Here is a 24,182-nt window from a genome sequence, read left to right as displayed (position 1 = left end):
ATGAAATTATTCGCTTTGGTATTTGCCAGCTTACTTTTTACTAACATCGCTGTTGCAGGTTGTGAAGAGCCACAAGAACCTGCACTACCCAACGTTGCCGATGCTGTAACCGCTCAAATGGTTAAAGCACAAAACGACGTTAAGGATTACATTAAGTCTGCTGAGAAATTCATTGGTTGCACACGCAATGAGTTAGCGCAGCGTCGAATGACGAAAAAGATTGAAACAATCGCGGAAGACTTTAACTCGCTAGTGCGTGCTTATAAAGAGCGCATGCAAAAAGCGTAAGTTATCATAAGCCAAAAAAAGGCGCAGCCTAGGAAGGTCTGCGCCTTTTTTATTGGCCGCAATTAACACTAGTCAGCAATCAGATCATATTGCTCTTTTAAGATCGCGATAATTTCCGCTTTAGGGTTGTCTGATAGCTCGATCTTTTCCCCAGTAATCTTCTCTGCAATACCGCGATAGGTATTCGAGACATCCATTAACGCATCCATCGGCAATTCATTGTCACGTGCTAGTGCAGAACGCTCCGCCATCCGGTCTTTATTCAGCAGAATGTCGGAGTCTTCAAAATGACCAAGTAAGAACTGACGGAAGCCTTCTTTCGAGTTCTCTACAATTTTACCGTCTTGGTAGCTCGCTCCATCCCAAATGCGTGATGAGTCAGGAGTACCAACTTCATCCATGTAAATAAGTTTTTCGTTCCCGGCCTTATCCGTCACAAAGCCGAACTCAAACTTGGTATCGACGAAGATTTGATTAAGTTTTTCAAGGTCATCACTGATGACGTTAAAGCCCTCACGCAATAACTTTTCGTAAGTCCCAATATCATCGTGATTACGGAAATTAAACGCTTGATAATTATCTTCGATATCTTTTCGGGTGATGTTTACATCATCGACTTCAGGTACACCGGGGATTCCTTTGAGAATACCCTTAGTAGAGGGGGTAATTAACAATTCTGGTAGCTTTTGATCTTTCTCGAGCCCATCGGGAATAGCAATACCACAGAATTCCCGCTCACCTTTGCTATACGAACGCCACATGGAACCGGTGATGTATTGGCGACAAATCGCTTCGATCATTACGGGCTTAGCTTTTTGAACAATCCACACAAATGGGTGGGGAATATCAAGGATATGGCTATCGGCTAAACCTTCTTCGCGAAAGCGCTTAAACCAGTGGTTGGAGATGGCATTAAGTGACGCACCTTTACCTGGCACACCTCGCACATCGCCTTCACCGCGCCAAATGCAATCAAACGCGGAAATGCGATCGCTGATCACCATGATCGCCAATGGTGCATCGGCCGCCACATCGTACCCTTTCTCGGCAATCAAGCGACGACTATCGGCTTCGGTCAACCAATAGACGGAGCGGACCTTTCCACTATGAACGGGTTGGTCAGTACGGATCGGCAGATCGTCGTTTACCGCTAACACGGCATTTTTAAGAGATTGGCCGGAAGTGCTCATAGGAATTCCCTGCGATAAAAAGTCTATAACAATAGAGGTATGATTAAAAAAGCCGCGAATTCTACAAGATTCTTACGTTTTCATCACGTAAAGTTATAGAACCAAAGGCTCTATATTTAGACTCGAAGTAATTCTTTTAGATATTTAAAAACCCTCGCCAAGCGGAAGTTAGCGAGGGTTCAGCAGGCTGGATTGCTTAGGCTTATTAGCGAGTAAATAACCCTTTCACCGCAGTCGCGATATCGGCGGGATAAACGACCATCTTGGAATTGTTGGAGGCCGACAGCTCATTGAGAGTTTCCATGTATTTTTCGCCCAGTAAGTACATTACCGGCAGCTCGTCGCCACGCTCTATGGACTCCGTAACCAATTTAATCGCTCTTGCGGAGGCATCAGCCAATACAATGGTCGCTTCTGCATCACGCTTAGAGGCTTCAAGGCGACCTTCGGCTTCTAGTACTGCGGCCTGTTTTTCACCTTCTGCTTTGGTCACTGCAGCACGTCGCTGACGCTCGGCCGCTGCTTGTTCTTCCATCGCCTTTTGCATGGTTGGCGATGGATTAATGTCTTGAATCTCAACGGTCTTCAAGATAATTCCCCAATCGGAAATATCATCAGAAATAGACATCTTAAGCTTTGCCTTGATCTGATCTCGAGAAGAAAGCGCATCATCTAACGACATTTCGCCCACAATGGAGCGCAGCGATGTCTGGATTAAATTCTGAATAGCGATAATGTAATTCTCAACACCATACACCGCCTTTTCGGGGCTTACGATATTAATGTAAGCGACTGCATTCGCAATAATGACCGCATTATCTTGAGTAATAACATCTTGTGAAGGGATATCAAGCACGATGTCTTTGGTTGTGACTTTGTAAGCAACCGTATCAACATAGGGAATAATCAAGTTGAGGCCGGGCGTTAACGTTTTATGGTATTTCCCCAATCGTTGAACAACATCTTTACGGCCTTGCGGTACAGTGCGCACACCTAGCGCAATAGTGACAATAACCAAAATAACGATTGCGATGACTGGAATTAATGACTCCATGCTCCCTCCTTAGCTCACTTTTTTGACTAATAAATCATTACCACTGGTGTCAAAAACAGACACTTTATCACCAGGCACCAATTCGGCTTCACAAATAAACCGCCATTCATCTTCGCCTAAAATTGGTGCTGAAAACCTCAATGTTCCTCGCCCTGAAGACACCTGATACTCAAGTACAGTCCCCACCTTGCCGTTGATGGCTTCCATCGCCATACCGGAGCGAGTTCGATCTTTCATTTTAGGTGCAACAAACTTAAACCACCCAACCAGACAGGCAACAGACAATGCCGCCCATATACCCAGTTGCACGGCAAAAGAAATAGGCGCAACAAGCATGACCATACCCACAACCACTGCGCTAGCACCCAGCCAAATCATGAAAAAACTGGGAACAAATATTTCCAATACCGACAGAAATATACCAAACACCCACCAATGCCAGTACTCCGCATTCGCGTTCAACCAATCAACCATGATGATTCCTCTTTATGGAGTTTGTTATTGTTGTTATTAAAGTTATATGGCTTGGTTAACGGCTACGCCGCCCTTTCTTGCTGTGCAACCACATCGCAACCAGAAACCCAGAGAGCGCGCCTGCCAGGTGAAACTCGAATGATATGCGTGGGTCGCCTGGTAGGACACCATATATCATTCCGCCGTAGAAAAATACGACAATCAATGCAATTGCAATATTCCAGAATCGTTTATCAAAGAATGCGGTAGCAATACTTAAACTCCAGAGGCCAAAGATCCAACCGCTAGCGCCAACGTGCAATGAAGCTCGCCCAAATATCCAAACCAACAAACCACTGACGATGATTATTAAGGCGCTCGCGATAAAGAAATAACGCTTCGACTTTAGTACTGCAATCGCACCAAATATTACCAGCCCAATAACGTTATTCACTAAGTGGTAGTTACTACCATGAATAAAGGGTGCGGTTAAAATCTGCCAAATTTTAGAAACGTTTCGAGGCAACACTCCATATTGAACAAGCTCGTACTGCAATAAGACGTTGGCCACATGTACAACAGCAAGCAGACCAACCGCCGTAAGCAAATAACCCAGCCTATCGGCGATACGAGAAATGTTCATCGAAAAACGTAGTGCTTATTAAATTAATCTTTATCAATCGCTAACCCCAGTGTTCTCGGAATAATCGTTTAGGCTATACCTCAGCCATATCACCTTTTGTTTCTAGCCATGCTTTGCGGTCGCTTGAACGTTTTTTGGCTAACAACATATCCAGCATTTGCGCGGTATCATCGCCGGAGTCGATGGTGAGCTTAACAAGGCGGCGGGTGTCCGGGGCCATGGTGGTTTCGCGCAGTTGCAGCGGGTTCATTTCACCCAAACCTTTGAAGCGTTGTACGTTTACCTTGCCTTTTTTCTTCTCGGCTTCGATACGGTTGAGCACACCTTGCTTTTCAGCGTCATCGAGTGCGTAGTAAACATCTTTGCCGACATCAATGCGATACAGCGGTGGCATGGCAACGTAGACGTGGCCCGCAGCAACCATAGGCTTAAAGTGGCGAACGAATAGCGCGCATAGCAGTGTGGCGATATGCAAACCATCGGAATCCGCATCGGCAAGGATACAAATTTTGTGATAACGAAGGTTATCGAGATTATCTGATCCAGGATCAACACCGAGCGCGACTGAAATATCATGTACTTCTTGAGAGGCTAGCACTTCTTGGCTTTCAACTTCCCAGGTATTTAATATTTTTCCGCGCAACGGCATGATGGCTTGAAATACGCGATCACGCGCTTGCTTGGCAGAACCACCTGCTGAATCCCCTTCCACCAAAAATAATTCGCCACGCGAAGGATCATCCGATGAACAATCTGCCAACTTGCCAGGCAAGGCGGGTCCCGCTGTGACTTTTTTACGGGCAATCTTTTTACTTGAACGAACACGTTTTTGCGCGTTACTAATACAGAAGTCTGCCAGTTTATCGCCTTCTTCTGTGTGTTGGTTTAGCCACAAGCTAAATGCGTCTTTGGCAACACCGGCAACAAATGCGGCGGCTTCACGTGACGATAAACGTTCCTTCGTTTGGCCAGAAAATTGAGGGTCAGCCATTTTTGAAGAAAGAATGTAACAACAGTTATTCCATAAATCGTCCGGTGCTAATTTAATCCCGCGAGGAATTAGGTTACGGAACTCACAATATTCACGCATCGCATCCATTAACCCCGTACGCAACCCATTGACGTGGGTACCGCCTTGCGCAGTGGGAATTAGGTTAACGTAACTCTCTTGTGTAAGCTCGCCACCTTCGGGTAGCCACTGCACCGCCCAGTCAGCGGCCTCGGTCGTTCCTGAAAAGGCACCAACAAAAGGCTCTGTTGGCAATGATTCCCAACCTTGTGTCGCTTGCAGCAAGTAATCTTTTAAACCATCTTCGTAGTACCACTCATCTTTGTTGCCACTTTGCTCGTCTAAAAAAGTAACTTCAAGACCCGGGCATAGTACCGCTTTTGCACGAAGCACATGACGCAAGCGAGATACAGAAAACTTTGCCGAGTCGAAATATTTCGGGTCAGGTAAAAAACGAATGCTTGTGCCCGTATTGCGCTTTCCACAGGTATCGATGATTTCAAGGTCTGACGCTTTCTCTCCATCTTTGAAGCCAATACGATGCACACTACCATCGCGCTTAATGGTGACTTCCAAAACTTTCGATAACGCGTTGACAACCGACACACCAACCCCATGCAAACCGCCTGAGAACTGGTAGTTATCGTTGGAAAATTTACCGCCTGCGTGCAACGTACTTAAGATTACCTCGACACCGGGCTTACCTTGTTCTGGATGAATATCCACCGGCATACCACGACCGTCATCGGTCACAGTGATAGATTGATCTTTGTGTAAAATGATATCAATTTTTTTACAGTGTCCAGCCAACGCTTCATCGACACTATTATCGATAACCTCTTGCGCCAAATGATTGGGGCGATTGGTATCGGTATACATGCCTGGGCGTTTTCGAACGGGATCAAGCCCTGTTAAAACTTCAATATCTTCTGCGGAATAATTTGCCATAACTATTTTGTGTTAAACCTAGTATTTAAAAAAATGTTAGTATTTATTAATGTTTTTCTAAGAATTCAATAATTTCGGGTAAATGTTGCTGGAAATTTTGAAAGCTGTGATCCCCACCTTCTTCTATTAGCTGCGCGCATCCGCAGTATTTTTCTACGGCATCGCGATAATTTAAGGTCTCGTCACCTGTTTGAGCCATTAGCCATAATCGGCTTTTACAATTAATAACTTGCGGGTTAAGTGCTTCCAATGCCGCCGTATCCGATTCATCAAGACGGTAGCGTTCTTCATTGTGATAATTTTTTAAGTCTGTATGCAAATATTTACTAATAAGCTGATGAGGATTTACTGCTGGATTAATCAGGACAGCTGGGAAACCATGTTTTTCCGCCAGTACAGTGGCATAAAAACCACCCATAGAACTCCCCAGCAAATATATTGATTCGGGTTGGTGAGATTCGACGATCGACTCTAGTTGCTCCATCGCCTGTTTAGGGTAAGCCGTTAATGCCGGACAACAATACTGAATATCAGGCCGATGTTGTTTTAGCCATGCCTCACATTGCACAGCTTTCGCAGACAGAGGCGAACTCAAAAAACCATGAATATACAACAGCAAGCTCATAGGTAGGTAACCGCGACTATTAATAGCCTTCGGAATTAAACTCGATGGGATAGGATTTTTGAGGTATTCGAACTACAGAGGTATTGAATTCGCCATCAGGGAGCAACTCAAACCACCGATAACCGGGCATTAAATTTTCAATCGCAAACTCATCACTTTGCGTTTTAAATTGAATGCAAGTAGACGGTGTCGACATAAACGGCACACCTTGCCTATCTGCCGAAAATTCCTGATGAACATGTCCCCATACAACACCCCGGACATGTGTGTACTGATCAAGTACTTTAAAGAATGCAAAATCTGCACGAACCTTCTGGGTATCTAGCCACGCACAACCAACCACTAACGGTTGATGGTGAAGAAAAACTAAAACATGCCTATCCGCAGTGTGCGACAGTATTTCGTCAAGTAAGTTAAGTTCACTACCATTTAAATTTCCGTGTGTGTGACCTGGCACTTGCGAATTTAATAACACGAGAGTCCAATTGCCAATATCAACACGTTTTACCAGACTCTCTCGATCCTGAGCCTCTAGCATATCAACCGGGGAGTCGTGATTCCCCGGTAGCCAAGCAAAATGATTAAATTGCAACGAGCTATCTTCAAGCAATGTTAAAAAACGCCGGTAAGTTCGCGCACCCCCATTGTTCGCAATATCGCCTGTGGCCAATAACATATCGTACGGCTGTGTTTGCTGCGCGATAACATGCGCCAACACATCGTGCAGACTTTCGTTAGTATTTAAGCCAAGCAACTCTTCCGTGTCATCAGGGCCGATATGGCAATCGGTAATTTGTAGAAGACGGATAGGCAGTTGCGAATTTTCTACAGATGCAGTGAGGGTATAGTCCATAGTTTACTGTCGTCGTTTTAGCTCAATTGCGGCTGCACACAAAATGTCATTGGGCGCTAAACAGCCGAACACCGAGCTATTTAAGTCCCATCTATTTAAGGCCAAGGGTTTTTAAATCAACAGTGACACGACCTTGAGACTGGCACAAAGTCAGCCAGTCTCGTAAAAATTTATTTTGTTGTTGCTTTTCGTCTGGGTGATACATTTTTTCGTTAGGTGTTTCATACCGCGCTTGCCACTGGTAGTGACGATTCCACGCAACCACCTCAGCCATTTCAGCATCGTGATACATGCGCACAGTCATTTCTACGGAGGCATTCGTCAACTTGGCGACATCACTAGATGCTTCGTGCAATAACTGGTGACCAAGGGTGACGGTCGTTGTATACGGAGCACGGTCGGTGATATCGACTGATAGAAGTGTGGATTGACCCACTTCAAACTGGCATGAGTCTTTTGCATCTAACGCCGCCAGCAAGCGTTTAAGGCTGGCATAGTTAAATTCACAGGTAGCGTGATGATCGGCCAAATCCACTTTGTAGCGCGATTTTTTTACACGACGAGACATACCCGCCTGAGCCGATGTGTCTCGCTGCGTGTAGATGGCTTTTGCTGCGCTTTCTGCTGCACTACGCATGAATGACTTCAACCTTGCCGCTCGCGGCGAATACGTTCTCGATTAAGCTGCAACCACTGCAGCGTGATAAGCGATGCCGCATTACCGCATCGTCCATCATATAGGGTATCAAAGACATCCTGCGAAGGTAGAACACACACTCGGATGTCTTCGTCTTCTTCGGCCAAACCGTGCACACCACCTGCCTGACTCAAATCACAATAACCGCAAAACAGATGGAGCTTTTCATTCGTACCGCCAGGGCTAGTGAGGTAATCGCAGATATACTCCAAGTGTTCAGCTTTGATATTAGCTTCTTCCTGCAATTCTCGCTCTACCACTTCTTCAGCGGTTTCACCGGGTTCGATCATACCAGCGACAACCTCGAGACACCACGGGCCTTGCGGCTCATTCAAGGCCCCAACTCGAAACTGCTCTACAAGACCAATCAAATCGTGAACAGGGTCATACAATAGAACGCCGATGGCCTCGCCACGGATGAAAAGCTCCCTAACCACCTCTCGCCCCCAGCCACCGTCAAACAGCTTATGGCGCAAGGCAATCCGGTCCAGCTGGAAAAACCCTTTAAAGACTACATCCCTGGAGACGATCTCCACGTCATCAGAGTGAAACTCGGATGGCTCAGTTGTCATAACTACACCTTATGATAAATTTCGCTGCCCGATTCACGGAATTCTCGCGCTTTATCGGCCATTTCAGCTTCCACATCAATCATTTTGATCGTATCAACATTGTCATTCACGGCAACACCAAGATTAGCAGCGTAGTCGCGCACTTCTTGAGTAATCTTCATCGAACAAAACTTTGGCCCGCACATCGAGCAAAAGTGGGCAACCTTTGCAGAATCTTTCGGCAAGGTTTCATCATGATAGGCGCGAGCGGTGACGGGGTCTAACCCGAGGTTGAACTGATCTTCCCAGCGGAACTCAAAGCGCGCTTTAGACAAAGCATTGTCTCGCACCTGTGCTCCCGGATGCCCCTTCGCCAAATCCGCAGCGTGTGCAGCAATTTTATAGGTAATAATGCCTTCTTTTACATCATCTTTATTGGGTAAACCTAAGTGCTCTTTAGGTGTGACGTAACACAACATGGCACAGCCATACCAACCAATCATTGCGGCACCAATACCCGAGGTGATGTGATCATAGCCAGGCGCGATATCAGTGGTTAAAGGGCCCAGCGTATAAAATGGTGCTTCACCACACTCACGCAATTGCTTGTCCATGTTCTCTTTGATCATCTGCATAGGCACATGACCCGGGCCTTCGATCATCGTCTGGACATCGTGTTCCCATGCTATTTTTGTTAGCTCACCCAAGGTTTCCAACTCGCCAAACTGGGCTTCGTCATTCGCGTCGGCAACAGAACCCGGACGCAAACCATCTCCCAAACTAAAGCTGACATCATACGCTTTCATAATCTCGCAGATGTCTTCGAAATGCGTGTAGAGGAAATTTTCTTGGTGATGAGCTAAACACCATTTGGCCATAATAGACCCGCCACGCGATACAATACCTGTCACACGTTTTGCCGTCATAGGGACGTAACGCAACAGCACACCGGCGTGGATCGTAAAGTAGTCGACACCCTGCTCTGCTTGCTCAATCAATGTATCACGGAAGATTTCCCACGTGAGATCTTCCGCTACGCCATTCACTTTTTCTAACGCCTGATAAATGGGAACCGTACCGATCGGCACATGAGAATTTCGCATGATCCATTCGCGCGTTTCATGAATATTTTTACCCGTCGACAGATCCATAATGGTATCGGCACCCCATCGGGTACCCCAGGTAAGTTTTTCGACCTCTTCTTCAATGGAAGAGCTCACCGCCGAATTACCAATATTGCCATTAATTTTCACCAAGAAATTTCGACCAATAATCATAGGCTCTAATTCTGGGTGATTAATATTGGCAGGAATAATAGCGCGACCACGAGCAACTTCGGAGCGAACAAATTCTGGCGTTATCTCATCGGGAATACTTGCGCCAAAACTTTCACCGGCGTGCTGTTGATGTAACACACCAAGCTCTTTTGCCTGCTGCAGGCTCATATTTTCACGGATCGCAATGTATTCCATTTCTGGCGTAATAATGCCTTGCTTGGCGTAATGCATTTGCGTGACATTTGCGCCAGGTTTTGCTTTGCGAGGTGTACGCACGTGTTCGAAGCGTAGTTTATTTAAACTCACATCACTCAATCGCTGGGCAGTAAATTCAGAACTTGCTCCGTTTAATAATTCCGTATCGTTGCGGGCCTCAATCCAAGCACTGCGCACGTCGGGTAAACCTTTTTTGAGATCGATATTTACAGACGGATCTGTATAGGGACCCGATGTATCATAGACTCGCACGGGCGGGTTTTTTTCCCCACCAAAATCTGTCGGAGTATCTGCCAAACGAATTTCTCGCATTGGCACCTGTACTTTATGTTGCTCGCCTTGCACATAAATTTTGCTGGAATTGGGCAACGGCTCAATCGCTTCACGCTGTACCGTTGTGCCTTGCGCTAATTGCACATCACCATTATTCGCTTCATTGATAGTTAGATCCGCCTTATCAAGGTTGGTGGACTCCGACATAGTGTTTACCCTTTTTACAGTGTGTGCCTTTGTTTCCGCTACCGGTCCAACAAAGGTTATTGATAAAAGTGCTGCAACGGACCATGACCGTCACCGATATGTAATTGATCGGCGTGAGCAATGGCGTGTGTTACATATTCTTTTGCAGTACTGACCGCATCATTCATGGCATAACCTTTCACCAACAGCGCTGCAATAGCCGACGATAAAGTGCACCCGGTACCATGGGTATTGTTACTCTCAATTTTTTCGGTGCGAAAAACTTCACATCGCTGATTGTCTCCATCGCGCCACACCAACACATCGGTGGCGCTGACACCAGTGAGGTGCCCTCCTTTCAGTAATACGGCATTTGGCGATAGCGCCAACAGCGCTTCAGCCTGTTCAATCATTGCCACCTCATCAGTAGCAGGCTCTGCGTCGAGCAATAGCGCGGCCTCCACTAGATTAGGCGTCACGATACTCACTCGCGGCAATAACTCTTCGCGTAATGCAGCCACCGCTTCTTCGCTAAGTAGCGCAGAGCCGCTGGTCGACATCATGACTGGATCGCAGACCACAGGAATATTCTCATGTGCAGTTAAATGCCGCGCGACACACACCACATTGCCAACACTGTGCAACATACCTAGCTTAATCGCGGAGACGTTTAGGTCTGCGAATACTGCCTCTATTTGTGCCGCTACTGTATCGATAGGGACAGGCGAAATGGCAGTAACCCCTAGCGTGTTTTGCGCGGTTACAGCGGTGATAACCGTTGCTGCGTAAACCCCCAGCGCAGAGCAGGCTTTTAGATCAGCTTGTATGCCAGCACCCGCACTGGAGTCACTACCAGCGATAGACATAACAACGGGCGTTTTCGCAGACGAGCCAACTTGTCCCACACAGGTCTCCGTTGTGGTTATTTGCAAATGAGGGTCAGTATCGAGTTCAGAAGGATATAAGAGGCCGGGGAGCAACCACAGTCACTACCCTTTGATCATCTCGTTTCCTACGCCAGTACTAACCGGATCAGGTTCACGGGTCTATCTCAGCTCGGTTAGGTTTTAATCACCTTTTCATCACCGGCACCCCGACAAGATACCATCGCAACCGCGACGAATTGGCAGTCTAAGCAACCGTCCTCGCACTGTAAAGCGACGAAGGCGCATTACAGCTTCTCACCAACAAATTGGTGAATCTACGGTCTATAATGAATATTGCGCTCGATAGTGTGTCTTGATTGGGGCGACAACCCTTAACATTTGGCAATACACAAGGAAGGTGATCTAAGCGGTATGACGTTTCATTACCATCCCCAGATAGACACGGTAATTCGGCCTGACTATGAACGCATAGAGCGTCGTCATGAGCGCCCGCCGTTGATTATCGAGCCTCTATCACTACAAGAGCTCAACGGCACGCGCTTTGATCGAGTCACTTTGTCCGCCGATGCATTGGCCAGCCAGCAGCAAGATTTACGCGGCGACCCAGTCAGGCGTAGTGAAGGTGATAGCCTTGCCACCCGCAACGAAGTCATCGGATCACTCAACAATGAACCCAGCTCCGAGCGAATACTCAGTCAGAAAGCGAAGTCCGCTATTCGTGAATATCTCGAGGTAGCCGATGCACAACGCAAATTCAGTTAATTGACCCAGGTATTAAAATTAACAGATATTTACGGCACCCCTACAGACTTACCTCGACCCTTTATTGTCAAATACGCTAAACTCGTGAACGCTATTTAGTCAGCAGAAACACCCACCGCAAGATCCACAGGAAAACGGTTCTATGAAAGCTTTTTACCCCGCACTTGGTATCGCCTGCCTGCTCAGTCTACCGATGACCAGCCATACCGAAACGCTTGAAGAAATCTATGAGTTAGCGCTTGAAAACGATGCGCAATTAAAAGCCGATCGCAATGCGTATTTAGCCGGCAAAGAAAGTTACAAAATCGCTCGTTCGGGGTTAATGCCAACCATCTCAGCAAACGCTTCACTATCAAAATCGAGCGATGAATCCGATGGATATCGAGAGACACCCAAGGGGTCTGCACCTTCACCTATAGCGGGAGAAACTGATACCGACTCTACAGGATGGGGAGCATCTTTGGTGCAGCCGCTTTTCGATATGAGTATTTGGTATGGATTTCAGCGCGGAAAAATTAGCAACGAGTTAGCCGAAACACAATTTGCCTCAGCACAGCAGGACTTTATCCTTCGAGTTGCCGCGGCTTACTTCGACGTTTTACGATCTATCGATACATTAGAAACATCCATCGCGGAAGAACGAGCGATTGGTTCACAGCTCGAACAAACTAAACAACGTTACGAGGTTGGTTTAACCGCAATTACCGATGTACACGAAACGCAAGCAGAATACGATCGCGCTACCGCAAACACACTCCAGTCACGCGGCAATCTAGGTATTGCCTTCGAAGCATTAGAAGTTTTAACTGGTCAGCCAGCCAATGCAGTTGCGCCCATAGGCGACAACTTCCCTGTAAACAACCCCGAGCCTGCCAACCGCGAAGAGTGGGTTAACTTTGCGCTTGAAAACAACTACCAATTGCAGTCTGCCAAACTCGCAGCAGATTCAGCCAAGTTCAGCGCAAAGAGTGCAAAAAGCGAACACTACCCAACCGTTACGGGACGAATCACTTACAACAACAGTAGTAGCGAAAGTGACTTCACAAACAACGGGGCTGTTAGCCTAACAAGCCCAGCCAGTCGCTACACAGATAGCGATAACGAATCTACAAGCGTTGTAATTAGCTTGGATGTTCCCCTTTTTACCGGTGGACGCACCTCAGCGAGTCGGCGTCAAGCTCACTACCAATATTTACAGAACTTAGAACTCTTCAACAACGCCAAACGTAACACGATTCAATCGGCACGAAGCTCTCACTTATTGGTAGAAACGTCTGTAGCGACAGTACGCGCTCGACAACAAGCTATCGTGTCGAGCCAAAGCGCATTAGAAGCCACACAAGCAGGTTATGAAGTCGGCACACGTACGCTGGTGGATTTATTATTATCACAACGAGCGTTATACCAATCGCAGCGCTCATACTACGACGCACTTTACTCTTACATCATTAACACGCTTCGTTTAAAACAAGCGGCGGGCACCTTGAGCCCTGAGGATATTTTAGAGTTAAACCGTTGGTTGGACGCAGAAAACCAAACGACTCGCGCCAGCTACGAAAACTAACTTCAGCTAGAACACTGTTAGCGGTAAGGTTTAATGACCGCTAACAGTTTATCCAACGCGCCGCGATTAGCATCAGCAATTTGCTTTGCTCTTTTACCCATTTCACTTCGCAACTCATCATTACTCGTTAGATTCGCGACAGTTGCCGACAGCTGTTCTACATCATCGGTAATCGCCATCGCATCGGAGTCTTTTAACAAACGACTTACTTCAGCAAAATTAAATAAGTGCGGGCCGCTCATTATTGCACTACCCCAAGCTGCAGGCTCAATAAGATTATGACCACCCACTGGCACCAGGCTGCCACCGACAAAGGTGCAATCAGCAACACCGTAAAGCATTAATAATTCGCCCATGGTGTCACCCAATAGAATCTCACAATCTGCACCAATGGCCTCACCGTGGCTACGTCGCTGAACTTTCCAACCACCCGCCTCACATTGATTGGCTACGTTATTAAATCGTTCTGGGTGTCGCGGCACGAGAATTAAAAACAATTTCGGGTTTAATTGTTTCGCGAGCTTAAATGCGGCAAGAACTTTTTCGTCCTCACCCAGATGAGTACTGGCAGCCAGCCAAATATGCCGCGGCTGCTGTAAAATCTCGTTGCGTAGTGCTGCGGCACTCTGACGAGTATCGTCGCTAATCGTGAGATCAAACTTAATGCTACCGGTGATGACGCAGTTTTCTTGCGGCAAACCCAATTCCATCATCCGTCGACCATCATCACGGTGTTGTACCGCCGCCTTGGTGAGCTGTTTGAATGTACCACCGATCACGCCACCAATTTTCTGATAACCACGTGCCGACTTTTCCGATAATCGTCCATTCGCGAGCACTACGGGAATATTACGCTCCGCACACGCTGCGATGGTATTGGGCCAAAGCTCAGTCTCCATAATGATTAAACATTTAGGACCTACACTCGATAAGAACCGTTGTACGCTAGCGGGTAAATCGTATGGCGCATACACGTGAATTAGTTGTTTAGCCGCGATGGCCTCAGCAAAATTGTTTTGCACCTGAACAGAACCGGTTGGCGTCATGGTGGTCATAACCACGACTTCACCGTCTGATAATAGGCTCTTTACTAAAGGAACCGCCGCCAACGATTCACCGACAGACACACTGTGTAGCCAAATGGGGGGGCGTTTTAGTGGCGGTATTTCTGCATAGCCAAAACGCTCACCCCAACGTTTGAGATAGGCTGGCGCGCGCAGCGCTCGCCACAGAAGGCGCAGGGCGATCAATGGTAGGCAGGCGTAGAACAATGCGGTATAGAGCTGACGATTCATCGCTTCGGAACTAGTAGTCTAAACTTTCAGCAAGTCTGCATTCGACTGTGCAAGTGGTTATAATGGCGCACCTGAATCGGCACACCGCCAAAGACTGACAAGTCTATGGCCAATTGAGAGCACCGCATTGTGCGGAACAACATTAGTAATGTCCATCTCACCTGCTGAGAAACGCCAACTACCGCAATAACACAAACCGACAACAACAGGATAAAGCGCAGTGCCGCAAACACAGCCAGTAAAAATTGAACTCGACGTTGCCGTTGTCGGTGGCGGTATCGCGGGCCTATGGCTGACACGCAGACTTGCCGAGCTAGGTTACGGCTGCGCCTTATTCGAGGCCAAAGCACTGGGTAGCGATCAAACACTTGCATCACAAGGCATGATCCACGGTGGGATTAAGTACACCCTCGCAGGGTCACTCACAGGGGCGTCAGAATCTGTGGCCGACATGCCGCAATATTGGCAAGACTGTCTAAACGGCAAAGGCGATATCGACCTGAGCGATGCGAAAACGCTAAGCGAGCACTTTTATTTTTGGTCAAGCGACAGCGTCTCATCCAAGATGACGACGTTCTTTGCGAGCAAGTCTGTTCGTGGACGTGTTGATAAGGTAGAACCTGCTCACTATCCCACACTTTTCCAGGACAAACAGTTCAATGGTCAGCTGTACAAGTTGCAAGATATCGTGATGGATACCGCCAGTGTGATTGGCGCGCTTAGCGCTCCAATGAGTGACAGGCTTTTTTTACTGCCCACTGATTATCGCTGGGTTAAAAACGAAAACGGTTTAGCGGAATTGCATTTTGAACACGCTGATCATCAGTACATCGTATGTGCACAGCAATTTATTTTGTGCGCTGGCAAGGGGAATGGTGAGATTCTAAACGCGCTTGGGATTAAAAAACCCAAAATGCAACTGCGCCCACTCCAGCAGGTTTGGGTTAAACATAGCAACCCCTATGCATTTTACGGGCATTGCTTAGGCGCCGATAGCACTCCCAGATTAACGATCTCATCTCACGCGAGCAGTGACGGACGCATAGTGTGGTCACTGGGCGGCAGCCTGGCCGAACAAGGCGTAAAGCAAACACCTGCTCAACTTATTGCTGCGGCAAAAAAAGAACTTAACGATTTATTCCCCTGGCTCGACTTTAATGTTGCCGAGTGGAGCACGTCGAAAATCGATCGAGCGGAAGCCAAGCAACGGAATTTCATGCGGCCCGACAAAGCTTTCGTCGCCCCGGCTGATACGGTCGCAAATGTCATGGTAGGTTGGCCAACAAAATTAACACTAGCACCCAACCTAGCTAACGAAGCTGTGCGTCTGCTTGGCAAGAAGAGCATTCAACAGACGGCATTAAGTGCACTCGACCCACTACACGCACTCGAAACACCCACCTGCGGCGTACCACCATGGGAAAACCCAGAGAATATTCACGCATGAGTCCTTCACCCTCACTATTGCCCCAAGTCCCCCTTGGTAGTACAGATATACACATTAGCCGCGTTGGATTGGGCACCGTAAAACTTGGACGTAATCAAGGCGTTAAATACCCAACCTCTTTTTCATTACCCACTGACGCCGAAGCGTTAGATTTACTCGCTCACGCCAGACAACTAGGCATTAATTTAATTGATACTGCGCCAGCGTATGGGACTAGCGAAGAACGGCTAGGCGAATTTTTGCTTGGTCAACGTCACGAGTGGATCATTTGTAGCAAAGCCGGCGAAGAATTTGAACAAGGTGAATCCAGCTACAATTTTTCGCCTAAGCACATCAAACACAGTGTGGAACGAAGCCTACGCCGTTTAAAAACTGATTACCTCGATATAGTACTTCTTCATTCCGACGGCAACGATTTAGAAGCAATTGAGCAAGGCGGTCTCGATGCACTAGCGCAACTGAAATCTGAAGGACTGATTCGATCTTTTGGCATGTCAACCAAAACTGTTGGTGGTGGTATCGCAGCGGCAAAACAAAGTGACTGCGTAATGGCAACCTACAATCTCGCCACACAAGACGAAAAACTAGTCCTAGATTATTGTGCCGAACATGGAAAAGGCGTGTTACTCAAGAAAGTTTTGGCTAGCGGCCATATAACACACCAAGCCACGGCAAACCTTACCTCAGGCGAAACACAAGACAACCCACTTCAAGCCAGCATGGATTTTGTGTTTAAACACCCTGGTGTTAGCGCTGCCATTATCGGCACGATTAACCCAGCTCACGTTGCAGAAAATGTCGCGGCAGCTATTCAAGCTTGCGCAAATAAGTAGACAAAAAAAACCGGTAGCACCAGGGCGGCACTACCGGAGAGAGTCGCTATTAATCTGAGGTCCCCAAAACAAGGTGAACTAATAGCTGGTCATGAAATTGAATACACGGTACTAAAACGTAAGCCTTTACTTTTCAAAAACATACTCGCCAGGAGAAGCACAGATCGGTGGATGCATTTCACTACCAAGGCGAGTTGGCGCGGGCTTTTCTTCACCTGATCGCTCAGACAACCAACCTTTCCAGTGTTCCCACCAACTGCCTTTATTCTCAACAGCGGCTTCTTTCCAATCTTCGGCATTATCCATCGATGTATCGCCAGTGTAGTAAGTCGTGCGACCTATACCCGGTGGACGCAAGACACTTTGGATATGCCCGCTGTCACTCAAGACAAACTCACATTTCGAATCCAACAACTGTAGGTTCTTGTAACAGTTTTTCCACGGCATGAGATAATCTTCTTCGCCAGCGAGGAAGTAGGTATCCGCATCAATATCACGAAGATTAACTTCTTCACCTTTGATCATCAGCGGAATATCTTCAGAAAACCGATTGTTCACAAAAATATCTACAAAATCGCGATGTAGGGCCGCAGGTAACCGCGTTGGGTCATTATCCCAAAACAACACATCCAACGATGGCGGCTCTTTACCTAGCAAATAATTGTTGACCCAATAATTCCAGACAAGATCCGTCGGACGCAACCAGGCGAAGACATGAGCCAACTCCTTACCTTCCATAACACCGCGCTTGCGTGAAGACTTTAACGCACGCGCAATGCCTTCCTCAGTTAAGAACAAGCTTAGCGTGGGATGGTGACCGATCTGTAGTGCCGTCACTAACAAGCTGTGGTTTTTAACAATCTTTTTGCCTTTTTTGCCCAGATGGGCCAACAAAGACATCGATGTAATACCGCCTGCACAAGCACTTACCAAACTCAAGTCGGGGCTATTAGTAATTTCCAACGTTGCATCCATTGCTTTCTCAATATCATCGATGTATTGATCAAGCCCCCAATGTGCATGTGATTTATTAGGGTTCTTCCAACTAACAATGAATACCTGAAACCCCTGATCCAAAAGATAATTCACGATGCTATTTTTGGGTGACAAGTCAAACACATAGAACTTGTTGATTTGCGGCGGCACAATAAAAATTGGCTTTTTGTAAACGGTCGCTTGTGTCGGGTTATATTGGATCAACTCCAACTTTTCCGTTCTAAAAACAACAACGCCAGGCGTGATCCCCAAATCGCCACCAACTGTAAAACTATCGGGTGAAATTTGTCGCGGCATCGCATTATTGTTTTCGACATCATCAATAAAGTTTTTTAAGCCAGTTAGCAAGCTCTGCCCACCAGTTTGAAAAGCCCGTTTGACCGCTGAGGGATTCAATGGAGAGTTAGAGGGCGAAAGCGCGGCAGCAAACTGTTCCACTAAAAATTGCGAACGCAAACGATCTTGCTCTTCAAAGTCCAAGTCATCGACTAATGCTTTGCATTCTTTGTGGCAGGCGATATATGTTTGCATCACCGTTCGGTAAAAGGGGTTGTCATGCCACACGGCATCTCTAAATCGATGATCACCGCGCTGCGGAATTAGGTCGGACTTATTTCGGACCACCTTCAACATTTCTAAAGCAAAGCTTTCATAGTGTTTAGCAAACACCAACGGCTTTTTCAGCATTTGTGTATAGAGAGTAAAGATGGAATCAAATACGCCTTTACTCGTGCCATCTAATCCAGGGAAGTCTGTTTCTTTATCCTCTTCGAGCTGCTCTGCTTCTAGCTCAGGCGCTTCGGCCTCCTGCTCGATCGATTCATCATTGATAGGTTGGGTCGCACCGACGGCAGCAATATCCAGCTCCACTGCGCGAGGGTAACGGCCGTACTGGCTCTCAACACGCTTGGCGAACGCTTTGAGAGCATTTGCGCTATTACGAAGTTTATTCAGCTTTGCCTGAAGCTCATCATCCGCTTCTTCACTAGCAAACTCATCGAGTAATGATTCACTCGCTTGCTCGACTCTATTCACAATGTTTGTAATTTGCTCAACGCTAGTCGCGTCTACTTCAGAGGGCGCCACAGTTGCCTCTGACGCGGGCGCATGAGCCGCCCCTTTGGTGGGCGACGTCACCGCAGCATCACTTTGGCCTTGTACTTCTGTATTCATTTTAACAAAAGCGCCATCCTGCTCGGATGGAGAAGCGATGGGAAGCTGGGAATCATATGTGCCTTGCGTTTGTGCCATGGCCTTACATCACCTCGCGGTTAATCTATAGGTAACATTTCTAATTGCACACTAATAAGATAATGCAATATTGCTACCAAGTTTTGACAACCTTGTGGATCGGTTTGGTGATCCAACGTAACGCAGGTTAGAAACTTGGCTTTCCGGTACTCAGCGAAAAAATATGACCTGCTGAGCGACACACCCTTCGAATTGGATGCGTACCGGTATCGCGAAATACGGTGTAGGTGTAACAGTGAGACACCTCCATGTGTCTCGCGATGACTAGGTCTTAAAGCGTTTAATTCACGTCGGCCGTGGCAGCTTTAGTGGTGCGCTTGGCCTTGGGAGGCGCAGCTTCAGCTAGCTCGTTGATAGCATCAGACATGTCCTTCATCAGTGACGTCAGCTCTCGTACGTCACGCTTTGTCGGCACACCAAGTAGATGCAGTGAGCGATTAACACTTTTATCAATCATGGTTTCTACACCCGTGATTTTTGTGTTTGCCTTCTCACGTACCCCAACGGTCTTTTCAGATACCTGATCTTTTGTCTTAGCCATTTTCGACTTCAGTTCTCCAACTTTTTTGTCTTCAAACTCTAAGCCCTTTTTCGCTAGTTCGCCGGCAAGTGACGTCCCTTTTTTGGACAAATCCGACGCAGTGGCTACAGCTTTTTCCTCAAGCGTCAAGACAGCACCAAGCCATGCATGCCAGCCAAACTTGGCCATACTACTTGCCATGCTAACTGACTTAGTGACTTTGCCAGCTAATTTCGATTCTTTTAGTTTTGATTCAATAGACTCAACATTGGATTTCTCAGAGTCTGTTTTTTTTGCAGCAGACGTAGCCATTACTCACCTCACTGTGGTTTATGCGTGACTTTCAAACGTTAGATAACAATCTACTTACCTGGTGTAACCTACTGACCTGAAAAACTTGTTTACATAGCAAACAAAGTCTTTAGGCGTTACCTGTAGTGCTATCTAGCAAAAAGCAAACCAAAGGCAACAAACCAAAATTCTGTGGTTCCTATATAGGTACATAACAGGTTGAGAATAACGGCTGTATATGACGAAGATATTGCGAGGAAGTAACGCTTTCCTTGCTTCATCACAGCCGCTTCAAGAACTATTTCAAAGATACTGAAATAGTAAAATGAGATTAAAGACTATGCCTTGTTTTTAGATTTCTCAAACCGGTCAAGTTGAGTCATGTGCCAATCGTAAGATAAACTTGTCATTACCCCATGGCCTGATATCCAAGAGAAGAATAGAACGATTGATATCGCAAGACGTCACTATGGTAGCTACAGACCAATAGCTAATTACTGACAAGTAAAGACGTAAAACTTGAATTAAAAGCACTGATTTTCAAGCACTTATACGTTTTCGGAAATGCGGGCTTAGGATTCTTCGCGAGAAAACCGGTACCATCGCTGGCCCCAGCAAAGCATTTCACACACAAAAAAGCATCAGCTTAGTGCAGCCTCACCAAAGCGGAACATTTTGTCGTCTTTATTTTCTTTTTGAAGGGTCTTTATTTTATTACTGACGGCAACCATCACCATCGGTTGCATCAAATTCATTTTCTGCGCTCAAATCGAGCAAATTAATCCGCTACACGACCACCTTGCTTTCCATTTTGAGCCACTTGTGGCGTTATGCCCGCACTAACTTGAAACGTCGATTTGGTTAACTTATAGAGCTACATTTGATAAACGGCGTTGACCGGACCGGCAAAGCTACCGTTTGCGGCGCCATCACTGATGGTGACTTGTAAGCCTGGAATAAAAAGTAGAACTGTACAGACACTTTTTCTCTAACACCTTTTTTTCAAACCAATGCGACGAGAAACAAGCACTCAATTGACCTATCGTTGAGCCAATCGCTTTAGTATCCGAAGGAGTTGTAATAAAGCTTTTTAATAACTAAATAGTTTTAGAAGCCGCCTCTATCTAGCAACAACTAAAACTATTTTCATATCAGGTTGGAGACCAGACAGGTTCCAGAAATGTGCACACTAATTAGCTTTTCACCAGTTTAGCGCATCGTCGCTCGAGGCTGTGGCAGACTAATGATCTTCCTTGCCATCAAGCAGGTGACCGAGCTTACCCTTCTTGGTTTCAAGGTATTTACTATTGTGTGGGTTTCGACCGGTTTGGTGAGAAATACGTTCAACAACTTTCACACCTAACTCTTCCAGCGCCTGAACCTTGCGCGGATTGTTAGTCATTAAGCGTATTTGGTCGATCTCGAGATGATCGACCATAAACTTAACGATACTGTAGTCGCGCATATCCGCACCAAAGCCTAATTGTTCATTGGCTTCGACGGTATCGGCTCCCTTATCTTGGAGATGATAAGCCTTAATTTTGTTTAGCAAACCAATACCACGGCCTTCTTGTCGGAGGTAGAAAATCACTCCCCGTCCTTCCATAGCAATGCGATGCATCGCTGCTTGCAATTGCGCGCCACAATCGCATCGCAAACTAAACAGCGCATCGCCCGTCAAACACTCAGAATGAATACGAGCGAGCACCGGCTCATCGCCACGGACATCACCCATCGTCAGTGCAATATGTTCTTTATCAGTTTCTGTATCTTCAAAGCCGTGCATTTCGAAAATTCCCCACGGTGTGGGAAGCTTCGACGACTCTACATAACGCATTGTCACAATGTAATTCCAGTTCTATAAATGAGATTCGAGGATCAACACACCCGCTTCACGACGCAAATCAACGCGGCTCAAAAAGCTATTCCCCAATAAAATTTCCCGCGGAAAATCACCATAGGTGATACTTGCTTCCACATTATTCACCACCACATCCCCAATTCTCACGCTGTCGAGCATGACCAATTTAGCTTCGGCAACGCCATTTGCCGTGGTAACACTAATACTGCGACCCGCACGATAGTTAATACCTAAACGCTTCGCTTGGTTGAGGTTCATGGCAACCGATGTCGCTCCGGTATCCACCAAAAACGAGACTGCCTGACCGTTAATACGGCCTGGCGTAAAAAAATGCCCGCCGCGTCCCGACGCTATTCGAACAACCGACTTCTCAGCTTTTTTAAAGCTGGTCGATATCGACTTCGATAGCGCTACAGTTTGTTGAGTGCCATCAATGTCTAATACGGCTTGGTTTGCATCGGCTGAAACCAATAAAACACCTTCAGGGCTGCGCTTGCCTTCTTTAAGCACGCGTTGCTTGCCGTCGATTATCAAAATCGCACCACCGCGATATAACCCTTGCACGGAAATATCTAACGCTGCCACTGGCATCACTGCACATACCAGCAGTGAAAAAATAATCAACCAACTCTTTTTCATCGAGTCTCCTTGTTATTTTTGATTGCCATGTGCGGTCACACCGATACCGCTGCGCCGAGCCATCCCATCCAAATCACGCCATGCAAGCATAGCGCGGCAAAAATACCGGCTATGACATCATCTATCATGATGCCAAAACCGCCACCGACTTGCTTATCTAGCCAACGGATTGGCCAGGGCTTGAGAATATCGAACACTCTAAACAATACAAAACCCAACAAAACGGTAAGCCAGGTTGCCGGCACCAAAAACATGGTGATCCAAAAACCTACAAATTCATCCCACACAATTCCCGGATGGTCGTGACAACTTTGGGCTTTCGAGGCAGCCTCACAAAAATAAATACCTACCGCAAAGCTCCCTACAAGCACCGCTCCGTAGAGCGGGGCATTCAAATACTGCAACAATAAATACAATGGTATCGCTGCCAATGTGCCAAACGTACCCGGTGCTTTCGGTGCACATCCAGAGCCAAATCCAAAGGCCAGTAATTCAACGGGATGGTGCAATAAATAACTGAATGCTGGTGCGGCTTGTCGACTCACAATACAGTCTCACTCATGTTATCCAAAGTGCTGAAACCCACTTTGACTAACACTCATGACTCTCCCTTGGTTTTTGCACAACACATCACGACCACCTGTAATCACGCCTACTTCGGTCGCGTCGATTTTATTCATTGCGATGAGGTGTTCCAATTGCCGTACGTTGTTTTCCGGCACGGTAAAACACAGTTCATAATCATCGCCACCCGTCAGTGCCCATTTCACAACTTGCTCTTCTGTCGCTAATTTATTGAGCGCTTCGGATACCGGCACATCTTCCCAACGAATTTCTGCACCAACACCACTGGCCGTACAGATGTGCCCCAGCTCAGCCATGAGTCCGTCGGAAATATCGACTGCGGCAGACGCCAAATCTCGCAACATGACACCTTCTTTAAGACGAGGTGTTGGCCTGTAGTAGTGACCCATAAAATAATTAAACGCTGATTTACCCACCTGGAGCTCTTGTTTGATTACCGCAACACCGGCGGCTCCATCACCTAGCGTGCCGGTCACATAAATGCGATCGCCCACTCTCGCGCCACTACGCTGTAGCGCACTGTTCAACTCGACGGCGCCCATTACCTGAATGGTTAAGCTCAAAGGACCTCGTGTGGTATCTCCGCCAACCAAAGCACAATTAAATTCCTGTCCCGCTCGAAATAAGCCTCGAGTAAACCCATCCAGCCAGTATTCATCGGCAGAGGGCATGGTCAGCCCTAAGGTGTACCACATGGGTTCTGCGCCCATGGCGGCCAAGTCGCTCAAATTTACGCGCATTGCACGTTCAGCGATTAATTCAGGATCGGCATTTTTAGGAAAGTGATTTCCTCCAACCAAAGTATCCATTGATGTCGCTAATGTTTTACCCATCGGCACATTCAATAGTGCACAATCATCGCCAATACCTAGCGCTACACCGTAGCCGCCCAAATCCTTTTTAAAATACTTATTGATTAAATCAAATTCACTAATTGCCATAACATCTACTAACGCTTCACAGTGCCTCGTGCACTACGACTATTTTC

Annotated in this window: 23 protein-coding genes and 1 riboswitch; of the genes, 5 read left to right on the top strand and 18 right to left on the bottom strand. The window is 46.8% G+C overall.

Annotated elements, in window-relative coordinates; genetic code table 11:
* Positions 1 to 288, top strand: coding sequence for a hypothetical protein (locus tag ACZ5NB_RS01570; protein WP_460231118.1), 288 nt, complete (start codon positions 1 to 3; stop codon positions 286 to 288).
* 68 nt (positions 289 to 356) lie between these two features.
* Here ACZ5NB_RS01570 and ACZ5NB_RS01565 read toward each other — a convergent pair whose 3' ends face one another.
* From ACZ5NB_RS01565 to thiD, 11 genes are all read right to left on the bottom strand, one after another.
* Entirely contained in the window at positions 357 to 1,478 is a 1,122-nt protein-coding gene (locus tag ACZ5NB_RS01565) for a phosphoribosylaminoimidazolesuccinocarboxamide synthase (RefSeq protein WP_460231117.1), read from the bottom strand.
* Between the two features lie 205 nt (positions 1,479 to 1,683).
* Positions 1,684 to 2,532, bottom strand: a complete 849-nt coding sequence (locus tag ACZ5NB_RS01560) for an SPFH domain-containing protein (RefSeq protein ID WP_460231116.1) — start codon at positions 2,530 to 2,532, stop codon at positions 1,684 to 1,686.
* Positions 2,533 to 2,541: 9 nt separating this feature from the next.
* Positions 2,542 to 3,006 carry an NfeD family protein gene (locus ACZ5NB_RS01555; RefSeq protein WP_460231115.1) on the bottom strand — a complete coding sequence of 155 codons (465 nt, stop codon included), beginning with the start codon at positions 3,004 to 3,006 and terminating at the stop codon, positions 2,542 to 2,544.
* 55 nt (positions 3,007 to 3,061) lie between these two features.
* The gene (locus tag ACZ5NB_RS01550) at positions 3,062 to 3,628 is read right to left on the bottom strand and encodes a rhomboid family intramembrane serine protease (protein ID WP_460231114.1); all 567 of its coding nucleotides are present in this window, start codon (positions 3,626 to 3,628) and stop codon (positions 3,062 to 3,064) included.
* 73 nt (positions 3,629 to 3,701) lie between these two features.
* Positions 3,702 to 5,585 carry a DNA topoisomerase IV subunit B gene (parE, locus tag ACZ5NB_RS01545; protein WP_460231113.1) on the bottom strand — a complete coding sequence of 628 codons (1,884 nt, stop codon included), beginning with the start codon at positions 5,583 to 5,585 and terminating at the stop codon, positions 3,702 to 3,704.
* A gap of 46 nt (positions 5,586 to 5,631) precedes the next feature.
* Positions 5,632 to 6,210 carry a YqiA/YcfP family alpha/beta fold hydrolase gene (locus ACZ5NB_RS01540; RefSeq protein ID WP_460231112.1) on the bottom strand — a complete coding sequence of 193 codons (579 nt, stop codon included), beginning with the start codon at positions 6,208 to 6,210 and terminating at the stop codon, positions 5,632 to 5,634.
* A 19-nt stretch (positions 6,211 to 6,229) separates the two neighbouring features.
* The gene (cpdA, locus tag ACZ5NB_RS01535) at positions 6,230 to 7,063 is read right to left on the bottom strand and encodes a 3',5'-cyclic-AMP phosphodiesterase (RefSeq protein WP_460231111.1); all 834 of its coding nucleotides are present in this window, start codon (positions 7,061 to 7,063) and stop codon (positions 6,230 to 6,232) included.
* A 91-nt stretch (positions 7,064 to 7,154) separates the two neighbouring features.
* Positions 7,155 to 7,700, bottom strand: a complete 546-nt coding sequence (locus ACZ5NB_RS01530; RefSeq protein ID WP_460231110.1) for a DUF1249 domain-containing protein — start codon at positions 7,698 to 7,700, stop codon at positions 7,155 to 7,157.
* Between the two features lie 8 nt (positions 7,701 to 7,708).
* The gene (locus ACZ5NB_RS01525; protein WP_460231109.1) at positions 7,709 to 8,332 is read right to left on the bottom strand and encodes an NUDIX domain-containing protein; all 624 of its coding nucleotides are present in this window, start codon (positions 8,330 to 8,332) and stop codon (positions 7,709 to 7,711) included.
* A gap of 2 nt (positions 8,333 to 8,334) precedes the next feature.
* The gene (thiC, locus tag ACZ5NB_RS01520; protein ID WP_460231108.1) at positions 8,335 to 10,284 is read right to left on the bottom strand and encodes a phosphomethylpyrimidine synthase ThiC; all 1,950 of its coding nucleotides are present in this window, start codon (positions 10,282 to 10,284) and stop codon (positions 8,335 to 8,337) included.
* 56 nt (positions 10,285 to 10,340) lie between these two features.
* The gene (gene thiD / locus ACZ5NB_RS01515) at positions 10,341 to 11,168 is read right to left on the bottom strand and encodes a bifunctional hydroxymethylpyrimidine kinase/phosphomethylpyrimidine kinase (RefSeq protein ID WP_460231107.1); all 828 of its coding nucleotides are present in this window, start codon (positions 11,166 to 11,168) and stop codon (positions 10,341 to 10,343) included.
* An 87-nt stretch (positions 11,169 to 11,255) separates the two neighbouring features.
* Positions 11,256 to 11,369: riboswitch (TPP riboswitch) on the bottom strand.
* A gap of 192 nt (positions 11,370 to 11,561) precedes the next feature.
* On the opposite strand from thiD, the gene ACZ5NB_RS01510 reads away from it, so the two are divergent.
* Both ACZ5NB_RS01510 and ACZ5NB_RS01505 read left to right on the top strand, forming a co-directional pair.
* The gene (locus ACZ5NB_RS01510) at positions 11,562 to 11,912 is read left to right on the top strand and encodes a hypothetical protein (RefSeq protein WP_460231106.1); all 351 of its coding nucleotides are present in this window, start codon (positions 11,562 to 11,564) and stop codon (positions 11,910 to 11,912) included.
* A 142-nt stretch (positions 11,913 to 12,054) separates the two neighbouring features.
* Positions 12,055 to 13,476, top strand: a complete 1,422-nt coding sequence (locus ACZ5NB_RS01505) for a TolC family outer membrane protein (protein ID WP_460231105.1) — start codon at positions 12,055 to 12,057, stop codon at positions 13,474 to 13,476.
* A 17-nt stretch (positions 13,477 to 13,493) separates the two neighbouring features.
* Here ACZ5NB_RS01505 and waaA read toward each other — a convergent pair whose 3' ends face one another.
* Positions 13,494 to 14,771, bottom strand: a complete 1,278-nt coding sequence (gene waaA, locus ACZ5NB_RS01500) for a lipid IV(A) 3-deoxy-D-manno-octulosonic acid transferase (protein WP_460231104.1) — start codon at positions 14,769 to 14,771, stop codon at positions 13,494 to 13,496.
* Between the two features lie 220 nt (positions 14,772 to 14,991).
* Here waaA and ACZ5NB_RS01495 point away from each other — a divergent pair, with 220 nt between their 5' ends.
* The gene (locus tag ACZ5NB_RS01495) at positions 14,992 to 16,218 is read left to right on the top strand and encodes an FAD-dependent oxidoreductase (RefSeq protein ID WP_460231103.1); all 1,227 of its coding nucleotides are present in this window, start codon (positions 14,992 to 14,994) and stop codon (positions 16,216 to 16,218) included.
* The gene (locus ACZ5NB_RS01490; protein WP_460231102.1) at positions 16,215 to 17,051 is read left to right on the top strand and encodes an aldo/keto reductase; all 837 of its coding nucleotides are present in this window, start codon (positions 16,215 to 16,217) and stop codon (positions 17,049 to 17,051) included. Before ACZ5NB_RS01495 ends, ACZ5NB_RS01490 begins: the two co-directional genes overlap by 4 nt.
* 126 nt (positions 17,052 to 17,177) lie before the next feature.
* Here the strand turns inward: ACZ5NB_RS01490 and ACZ5NB_RS01485 are convergent, their stop codons facing one another.
* The 6 genes from ACZ5NB_RS01485 to thiL all read right to left on the bottom strand — a co-directional run bounded on the left by ACZ5NB_RS01485 (position 17,178) and on the right by thiL (position 24,135).
* The gene (locus ACZ5NB_RS01485; protein WP_460231101.1) at positions 17,178 to 19,298 is read right to left on the bottom strand and encodes a PHA/PHB synthase family protein; all 2,121 of its coding nucleotides are present in this window, start codon (positions 19,296 to 19,298) and stop codon (positions 17,178 to 17,180) included.
* A 280-nt stretch (positions 19,299 to 19,578) separates the two neighbouring features.
* The gene (locus ACZ5NB_RS01480; protein ID WP_460231100.1) at positions 19,579 to 20,130 is read right to left on the bottom strand and encodes a phasin family protein; all 552 of its coding nucleotides are present in this window, start codon (positions 20,128 to 20,130) and stop codon (positions 19,579 to 19,581) included.
* Between the two features lie 1,219 nt (positions 20,131 to 21,349).
* The gene (ribA, locus tag ACZ5NB_RS01475) at positions 21,350 to 21,952 is read right to left on the bottom strand and encodes a GTP cyclohydrolase II (RefSeq protein ID WP_460231099.1); all 603 of its coding nucleotides are present in this window, start codon (positions 21,950 to 21,952) and stop codon (positions 21,350 to 21,352) included.
* A gap of 15 nt (positions 21,953 to 21,967) precedes the next feature.
* The gene (locus ACZ5NB_RS01470; RefSeq protein WP_460231098.1) at positions 21,968 to 22,609 is read right to left on the bottom strand and encodes a retropepsin-like aspartic protease family protein; all 642 of its coding nucleotides are present in this window, start codon (positions 22,607 to 22,609) and stop codon (positions 21,968 to 21,970) included.
* Positions 22,610 to 22,644: 35 nt separating this feature from the next.
* The gene (locus tag ACZ5NB_RS01465; protein WP_460231097.1) at positions 22,645 to 23,154 is read right to left on the bottom strand and encodes a phosphatidylglycerophosphatase A family protein; all 510 of its coding nucleotides are present in this window, start codon (positions 23,152 to 23,154) and stop codon (positions 22,645 to 22,647) included.
* A gap of 18 nt (positions 23,155 to 23,172) precedes the next feature.
* On the bottom strand, positions 23,173 to 24,135 hold the full coding sequence (thiL, locus tag ACZ5NB_RS01460) for a thiamine-phosphate kinase (RefSeq protein WP_460231096.1): 963 nt from the start codon (positions 24,133 to 24,135) through the stop codon (positions 23,173 to 23,175).
* Between the last annotated feature and the right edge of the window lie 47 nt (positions 24,136 to 24,182).

This window comes from Aurantivibrio plasticivorans (assembly GCF_055392955.1).
Note: the sequence above shows the minus strand (reverse complement) of the source record. Positions and strands in the feature narration are given on the sequence as shown.

Excerpts from the sequence above, each read along its gene's own strand:
- cpdA (WP_460231111.1), bottom strand. The coding sequence starts at position 7,063 with ATGGACTATACCCTCACTGCATCTGTAGAAAATTCGCAACTGCCTATC.
- ACZ5NB_RS01470 (WP_460231098.1), bottom strand. The coding sequence starts at position 22,609 with ATGAAAAAGAGTTGGTTGATTATTTTTTCACTGCTGGTATGTGCAGTG.
- thiL (WP_460231096.1), bottom strand. The coding sequence starts at position 24,135 with ATGGCAATTAGTGAATTTGATTTAATCAATAAGTATTTTAAAAAGGAT.
- parE (WP_460231113.1), bottom strand. The coding sequence starts at position 5,585 with ATGGCAAATTATTCCGCAGAAGATATTGAAGTTTTAACAGGGCTTGAT.
- ACZ5NB_RS01570 (WP_460231118.1), top strand. The coding sequence starts at position 1 with ATGAAATTATTCGCTTTGGTATTTGCCAGCTTACTTTTTACTAACATC.
- ACZ5NB_RS01485 (WP_460231101.1), bottom strand. The coding sequence starts at position 19,298 with ATGGCACAAACGCAAGGCACATATGATTCCCAGCTTCCCATCGCTTCT.
- ACZ5NB_RS01525 (WP_460231109.1), bottom strand. The coding sequence starts at position 8,332 with ATGACAACTGAGCCATCCGAGTTTCACTCTGATGACGTGGAGATCGTC.
- thiC (WP_460231108.1), bottom strand. The coding sequence starts at position 10,284 with ATGTCGGAGTCCACCAACCTTGATAAGGCGGATCTAACTATCAATGAA.
- ACZ5NB_RS01550 (WP_460231114.1), bottom strand. The coding sequence starts at position 3,628 with ATGAACATTTCTCGTATCGCCGATAGGCTGGGTTATTTGCTTACGGCG.
- ACZ5NB_RS01490 (WP_460231102.1), top strand. The coding sequence starts at position 16,215 with ATGAGTCCTTCACCCTCACTATTGCCCCAAGTCCCCCTTGGTAGTACA.
- ACZ5NB_RS01565 (WP_460231117.1), bottom strand. The coding sequence starts at position 1,478 with ATGAGCACTTCCGGCCAATCTCTTAAAAATGCCGTGTTAGCGGTAAAC.
- ACZ5NB_RS01530 (WP_460231110.1), bottom strand. The coding sequence starts at position 7,700 with ATGCGTAGTGCAGCAGAAAGCGCAGCAAAAGCCATCTACACGCAGCGA.
- waaA (WP_460231104.1), bottom strand. The coding sequence starts at position 14,771 with ATGAATCGTCAGCTCTATACCGCATTGTTCTACGCCTGCCTACCATTG.
- ACZ5NB_RS01560 (WP_460231116.1), bottom strand. The coding sequence starts at position 2,532 with ATGGAGTCATTAATTCCAGTCATCGCAATCGTTATTTTGGTTATTGTC.
- ACZ5NB_RS01505 (WP_460231105.1), top strand. The coding sequence starts at position 12,055 with ATGAAAGCTTTTTACCCCGCACTTGGTATCGCCTGCCTGCTCAGTCTA.
- ACZ5NB_RS01480 (WP_460231100.1), bottom strand. The coding sequence starts at position 20,130 with ATGGCTACGTCTGCTGCAAAAAAAACAGACTCTGAGAAATCCAATGTT.
- ACZ5NB_RS01555 (WP_460231115.1), bottom strand. The coding sequence starts at position 3,006 with ATGGTTGATTGGTTGAACGCGAATGCGGAGTACTGGCATTGGTGGGTG.
- ACZ5NB_RS01540 (WP_460231112.1), bottom strand. The coding sequence starts at position 6,210 with ATGAGCTTGCTGTTGTATATTCATGGTTTTTTGAGTTCGCCTCTGTCT.
- ACZ5NB_RS01510 (WP_460231106.1), top strand. The coding sequence starts at position 11,562 with ATGACGTTTCATTACCATCCCCAGATAGACACGGTAATTCGGCCTGAC.